This window comes from Chitinimonas sp. (assembly GCF_041904975.1).
In the GTDB taxonomy this organism is placed as follows: Bacteria; Pseudomonadota; Gammaproteobacteria; order Burkholderiales; family Chitinimonadaceae; genus Chitinimonas.
In genome coordinates this window covers 3,725-10,692 of record NZ_JAYRLZ010000143.1, presented here as the reverse complement: position 1 = coordinate 10,692, position 6,968 = coordinate 3,725, and the positions used below count along the sequence as shown (strand labels likewise).

4 protein-coding genes are annotated in these 6,968 nt (G+C 59.7%); 1 reads left to right on the top strand and 3 read right to left on the bottom strand.

Translation table 11 applies throughout. The annotated features are described in order from the left end of the window. On the bottom strand, positions 1-2,083 hold a 2,083-nt coding region (ppsA, locus tag ACE3OH_RS13610), incomplete at its 3' end, for a phosphoenolpyruvate synthase (protein WP_374353695.1). Positions 2,084-2,322: 239 nt separating this feature from the next. Here ppsA and ACE3OH_RS13605 point away from each other — a divergent pair. Beyond that, positions 2,323-3,147, top strand: coding sequence for a pyruvate, water dikinase regulatory protein (locus ACE3OH_RS13605; RefSeq protein WP_374353689.1), 825 nt, complete (start codon positions 2,323-2,325; stop codon positions 3,145-3,147). 17 nt (positions 3,148-3,164) lie between these two features. Here the strand turns inward: ACE3OH_RS13605 and ACE3OH_RS13600 are convergent, their stop codons facing one another. Together ACE3OH_RS13600 and ACE3OH_RS13595 are read right to left on the bottom strand one after the other, a co-directional pair. Then, positions 3,165-5,516: a hypothetical protein gene (locus ACE3OH_RS13600; RefSeq protein WP_374353686.1), complete on the bottom strand. Its 2,352-nt coding sequence runs from the start codon at positions 5,514-5,516 to the stop codon at positions 3,165-3,167. Positions 5,517-5,624: 108 nt separating this feature from the next. Continuing rightward, positions 5,625-6,968: ABC1 kinase family protein (locus ACE3OH_RS13595; RefSeq protein WP_374353683.1), on the bottom strand; the 1,344-nt coding region annotated here is incomplete at its 5' end.

The following is a 6,968-nucleotide window of genomic DNA, read 5'->3' as shown; positions in this document are numbered from 1 at the left end:
AATACTCGAGGAACTGTTCGGCCAACAGGGCGTTGGACGGGATTTCGCACATCATGATCAGGCGCAGGCCGTTCTTGCCGCGCTCGATGCCCTGCTCCTTGAGCAGCGCCACTACCTTTTGTGCCTCATCAAGGGTGCGCACGAAGGGGATCATGATCTCGACATTGGTCAGACCCATTTCGTCGCGCACCTTCTTCAGCGCACGGGTTTCCAGCTCGAAACAGTCGCGGAAAGAGTCGGCGATATAGCGCGACGCGCCACGGAAGCCGATCATCGGGTTTTCTTCATGCGGCTCGTACTGGTTGCCGCCGATCAGGTTGGAGTACTCGTTCGACTTGAAGTCGGACATGCGCACGATCACCTTCTTCGGGTAGAAGGCCGCGGCAATGGTGGCAATACCTTCCACCAGGCGCTCGACATAGAAATCCACTGCTGATGCATAGCCGCCAATGCGCTCATCGATCTGCTGCTTCAGATCCCATGGCACTTCCGGGTATTCCAGCAGCGCTTTCGGGTGAATGCCGATCATGCGGTTGATGATGAATTCGAGGCGGGCCAAGCCCACACCTTCATTCGGCAGATGGCAGAAATCAAATGCCAGTTCCGGATTGCCGACATTCATCATCAACTTGACTGGCGAGGCCGGCATGCGATCGAGCGCCAGATCGATGATTTCGATATCGAGCTTGCCCTCATAGATATTGCCAGTGTCGCCCTCGGCACAGGAGACGGTCACATAGTCGCCATCCTTCAGCGCCCGAGTGGCGTCACCACAGCCGACCACCGCCGGAATACCCAGTTCGCGGGCGATGATGGCGGCGTGGCAGGTGCGGCCACCGCGATTGGTGACAATCGCCGAAGCCCGCTTCATCACCGGTTCCCAGTCAGGATCGGTCATATCGGTAACCAGCACGTCGCCGGGTTTGACCGACTCCATTTCGCTGGCATCGCGAATCAGGCGCACCACACCCTGGCCGATCTTCTGGCCGATGGCCCGACCGGTGGTCAGGATGGTGGACTTGCTGTTGAGCCGGTAGCGGCGCAGGGTCTCGCCACGGGTTTCCTGCGATTTCACCGTTTCGGGGCGGGCCTGCAGGATGTAGAGCTTGCCATCGACGCCATCGCGACCCCATTCGATATCCATCGGCCGGCCATAATGCTGCTCGATAATCAGCGCATAGCGGGCCAACTGTTCCACCTCGGCGTCGCTGATCGAAAAGCGATTGCGATCGACATCGGATACATCAACGGTACGCACCGACTTGCCGGCAGCGGCTTCAGCGGTGAATTCCATCTTGATCAGCTTGGAACCGCGATTGCGGCGCAGGATGGCCGGGCGGTTTGCCGCCAGATTCGGCTTGAATACATAAAATTCATCAGGATTGACTGCGCCCTGCACCACGGTTTCGCCCAAGCCATAGGACGAGGTAATGAACACCGCGTCCTTGAAGCCGGATTCCGTATCCATGGTGAACATCACGCCAGCTGCGCCCTTGTCCGAGCGCACCATGCGCTGGATACCGGCCGACAGTGCCACATCGGCGTGCTCAAAGCCCTTGTGGACGCGGTAGGAAATGGCACGGTCGTTATACAGCGAGGCAAATACTTCCTTGATGGCATGCAGCACATTGTCGATGCCGACAATATTGAGGAAGGTTTCCTGCTGGCCGGCAAACGAGGCATCAGGCAAGTCTTCTGCCGTGGCGGATGAGCGCACCGCGACCGAGATTTCGCCGGTGGACGTTGCCAGCAACTTGGCGTATTCGGCGCGGATTTGAGCATCAAGCTGCGGCGGGAACGGGGTATCGACCACCCACTGGCGCACCTGCTTGCCAACTCGGGCCAACTCGGTGACGTTTTCCACATCCAGCGCAGCCAGTGCAGCATTGATGCGGGCAGAGAGGCCATCGTGGGCGAGAAAGGCCCGATAGGCCTCGGCGGTGGTGGCAAAGCCGCCGGGTACGCTGACGCCGGATGCGGCCAGCTGGCTGATCATTTCGCCAAGCGAGGCATTCTTGCCGCCTACGCGCTCCACATCGGTCATGCGCAACTCGTCGAACCAGATGACGTAGTTCTCTGCCATTTGCTTGTTTCCTTGGGGAATATCAGGGGATTCGAGGTGGGTGATTCTAGCCTTTTTGCGCGCCGTCAGCAGCCGCCGCACCGAACTGATTCATGCTTTTATCCTGCATCGCAACATAAGTGTTTGATGTAAAGCAGAAAAACAACATGAAAGGTGCCGCACCACATCGAACAGCCTCGCCCGCAAAGCACCCGCTATGGCACCATCGTGGCATCTCCTTCCGCTCAGAGACCGCCGCCATGGCCAATCGCCGCACTGTCTACTTTGTTTCCGACCGCACCGGCATCACCGCCGAAATGCTCGGCCATAGCCTGATTACCCAGTTTGAAGGCATTGATTTCAAACGGGTCACCCTGCCATTCGTCGACACCATAGACAAGGCACACCAGGTGGCGGAGCGGATACGCCAGACCGCGCTGCAGGACGGCGCCCGCCCCTTGGTGTTTTCCACCTTCGTCAAAAACGAGGTGCGCGAAATCATCCATATCCCGGAAGCGCATGTGGTGGATTTCTTCGAAGCCTTTATCGAACCCTTGGAGGCCGAGCTCAAGCAGGAATCGTCACATACCGTCGGCAAGAGCCATGCCATCGAGAACTTCCATGAATACAATGCACGCATCGAGGCGGTGAATTACGCCCTCGCCCACGACGACGGCATCAAGCCCTCGGATTTGAGCACCGCCGACATTGTGCTGGTCGGCGTATCCCGCTCCGGCAAGACGCCTACCTGTCTGTATCTCGCCCTGCAATACGGCATCAAGGCCGCCAACTATCCGCTTACCCCCGACGACTTCGGCCAGACCGGCCTGCCCAAGCCCTTGCAGGCGTTCAAGCACAAGCTGTTCGGCCTGACCATCGTGCCGGAGCGACTGGCGCAGATCCGCGCGGAGCGCAAGCCGGACAGCCGATACGCCTCGCTTGATAACTGCCGTTTCGAAGTGGCCGAGGCCGAGGCGCTGTATCGCAATGCCAGCATTCCGCACCTCAACACCACCAATAAGTCGATTGAAGAGCTGGCCTCGACCATCGTCCACAAGGCCAATCTGGCGCGGCGTATTTATTGATCACACCAGACGTGTTGCTACTTGGGGCTAAAACTGAAGTCCCATGTAGTCTTGCAGCCGGCGGCATTGGTATAGCTGTATTTACCGCTGGCGCCGCCTGAGGCTTGCAAGGTTCCGGCCATGGTTTCGCTGCTGCCGCGCGTGGCAGTGAATACGCATGCGCTATCGACTGTGCCGCCAAAGCTGCTTCCATTCGATTCGGTCAAGCTTACCTTGCCGTCCGCAGCGCGGATGGTGAAGCTGTCATTGAAGCTGCTATTGGCCCCGCAACTACCGCTGCCATTGGTAAAGGCGGCAGCCACCTGGACCGGCGTTGCCGGATACACGCACGCTGTCTTGACCGGACCACAGGTTTCTCCCGCCAGCTTGGGGCGAACCCAGAATTGCGGCTTCTGGCAGGCGCCGGTAATGCAGTTGGTTTTGGTTACTGTCAGCGTCGATACATTGTCGAGATTGCGCGCCTTGATAAACGCCTGACCCGAAGCGGAGCCACTGAGTTCAGGCGGGTCGCTGGCTGCTGGCGCGGCGGTTTTTCCATCATTCAAGGCATTGATCAGTGCCGTCGTGAATACCCCACCGGTCGGTCCGCGTGGATCCCAGCTTCCCCAGGCTACTGACTTTGACTTGTCGTCGGTGGATGTCAGGAAAGTGGCATCGAGACCGGTTTTCGGTGTCAATACCTTGGTGATGATGGGGATCCAGGCTCCGGAATAACAGGAATCAACAATGCCGATAAAACGGCATGCCGGCATGTCCTGCAAGGCAAGCTGCTCTGGCTGGAACAGTACTTTGCCATTGGTATACGAACTACTGGGCTTGGTCGCCAGCTGCACATTGCCGTGCTGGATCTGTACCACTTTGTAGCCGCCCCCTTCCCCGATCGGGAGCCCGACTTTTTCCGTTACCGGCTCTTCACCATGGGAGTCGATGTAAACAAAGAAGGTGTCGCAGGCGCGCATTTTGGCATACAGCTTTTGTGCAGCTGCGGTGAGCTGCGCTGCCGGGTCGGACTGGTCGCTACTATGATCAAACGCCATCTCGGTAATCTGGATATTGCTTGAGCCGGTCAGTGCCGGGAGGTTTTTCTTGATACGGTCAATATCCACCTGCATTTCATCCTCGGGGAAACCTTTGACCAGCAAGGCATAGGTGATCGGCTCACCCGCCGGATCACAGACGATGCTGCTCGCTGCCATCAACTGACCATCCTGAGGCGCGCCAGCAAAGGCCTGCTGAACACTGGCTGCTTTGACACTGGTCACATCCGCCGGCAGTCGGGCAAGCTGTTCGCTGCGCACAATGGGACCGAGGTTTTCATAACTAACCACGCGATTGATCAAGGGCCTGCTGCGCGCTACCCGGGCGGTGAACGCACCGCTATTGGCGTCGACAAAGTAGTAGCTGACCGGATGGCTGAAACGCTGCTCGGGGGTAGGGTCGGCAAAGAAGAACCATTGCGGCCCCGATGGTGAATAGATGAACGGCGTCTGTCCGGTTTCGGCCAGCAGGGCCGCAATCTGTGTGCCGCTCGGCAAGGGGTTGCTGGGGCCAAGCACCAGGGCGCCATTGCTCAAGCCAAGCTGCTTGATCGCAGCATTGACGCTTTCCAAAGCTGTTGCGCGCGATACGGCCGGGCTGCTCCGTCGGATCAATGTGTCGCCAAATACAGTGAGGCTGGCGCTGACCGGGTTGAAGCCGTTGGCACTGGCCGCCAGCGTCACCCCGCCAGGCGCGAGACCGCGCAACAGAAAGGCACCAGACGCATCGCTACTGCCGCTGCTGCCACCGGCGCTGACCTGGGCACCTGCCACCACACTGGCTCCGGCCGGTGGTGTCGCCGAATCCGACAGCAATAGCTGCCCACCCTTGCTGTAGACATAGCCCTCGACCATGCCAAGGCCGGAAACCGGCGCCAGCGACGGTTGCTGGCATGGTGCAGCACTACTGGCCTCGGGCACGGTATACACCAGGCTCCAGCTGGCAGAGGCCAGCATATCTGCCAGATCGCTGCCATAGCCGGCGTAGAGCTGGGTGCAGGCAAGGCCGCTCAGATCCAGTCCATCGATGATGCGCAAACGTTCGTTCTGCACCGGCGCGGTACGGAACGGACTGACCACGCCCAGCACGGCCCCTGCCGGGGTCAGCGAAACCGGCTGGTTTCCCACCAGGGCCACAATATAGAGCGAGAAGCTTTTGCCCAAGTCTGCGGGCGCAGGCCGCAGCTGCACATCCAGCGTCAGCTTGCTCACCGGCCCGCTCGCCTCTGCCACCAGGCTGAACTGACCACCCTTGCTGGCCGCGACCGCCACAGCCGGGCAAGCGAGGCAGGCCGCCGCAATCACAACCTGCCGCAACGTTTTCAGGAACATGGCAGCCTCCGAGCAAGCGTCGATCCGCCCACTATAGGCCGCGCGGCATGGACACCTCGCAATGTGACAAACCGTCCATCCAGCGCCGCTGCTTTGCCGGATGGGCGGTCAATCCTTGCCCTTGCCGGCCCGCCAGATCGACCAGATCAGCCACAGGCTGTTGAAAAATGCGATGACAAAGCCGATGAAACCGAAGGCCGGCAAGCCGAACATGCGTGGGCCGGCCGGTACGGTCATCACGATGCTGGAGCCGATGATCAGGCAGCCAGTCACAATGCCCAAGGTCAGGCGGTTGGCTGCGCGGTCGATCTGGCTGCCGAAGCTGTCAAGGCGCTTCAGGTCAAGATCGATGCGCAATTTGCCGCGCCGGGCCGCCTTGATCAGACGCGAAATATCGCGCGGCATGCCTCCGGCCAGCTTGACCATCTCCCACAGATTGCGCTGCCCTTTTTTCAGCAGCGCCGTCGGGGCATAACGATGGAACAGCACTTTGCGCACAAAGGGCGTGAGGTGCTGCACCATCTGAAAATCCGGGTCGAGCTGGCGCCCAAGGCCTTCCAGGGTAATCAGCGCTTTGAATAGCAAGGTGAGATCAGCCGGGAGCACGATGGCATGCTCACGCATGATGGCGATCACATCGTTAAGCAGCTGCCCGAAGCGGATATCTTTGAGGGGCAGGTTTTCATAATTGAACAGGAACTCGGCCAGATCAGCGGCAAGCTTGTCCTCGTCCACCGGAACGTCTTCGGTCCAGTCCAGCAAGACACCAAGAATTGCCCGCTCGTCGCGCGATGCGAGCGCTGCCAGCAAGTCGACGATTTCATCGCGACGCGGCCCCGGTAAACGGCCGACCATACCGAAGTCGATAAAGGCGATGCGATTGTCCGGCAGATAAATCACATTGCCCGGATGCGGGTCGGCATGAAAGTAGCCGTCGATCAGAATCATCTTCAGCACCGCATCAGCGCCGCGCTGCGCCAGCAACTTGCGATCAAGCCCCGCCGGCTCCAGCAGCGCCAGCTCGTTGCCGGGCACGCCGCCTATGTACTGCTGCACATTGACGATCTCATTGGTGTAGTCCCAATGGATTTCCGGAATGACGATATACGGGTCGTTGGCGAAGTTCTCGGCAAAGCGGCGGTGGTGATGCGCTTCCTGCGCCAGATCGAGTTCGCGCCGCAGCGACTTGGCGAACTGCTCGACAATACGCACCGGCTGGTACTGGCGTGCTTCGGGAAACTCGAATTCGATCAGGCTGGCCAGATGATGCAAGACCCGCAGGTCGGCCTCGATCTTGCCGACAATATTGGGCCGGCGCACCTTGAGGATCACCGGCCGGCCATCAGCCAGCCGGGCACGATGCACTTGGGCAATCGAGGCGGACCCGATCGGAACCTCGTCCAGATCCTCGAACAATTCGCGTGGATTGCTTCCCCAGGCCGCAGCCAGGTC

Coding starts and splice junctions, on each gene's coding strand:
- ACE3OH_RS13605 (WP_374353689.1), top strand. CDS start 2,323: ATGGCCAATCGCCGCACTGTCTACTTTGTTTCCGACCGCACCGGCATC.
- ACE3OH_RS13600 (WP_374353686.1), bottom strand. CDS start 5,516: ATGTTCCTGAAAACGTTGCGGCAGGTTGTGATTGCGGCGGCCTGCCTC.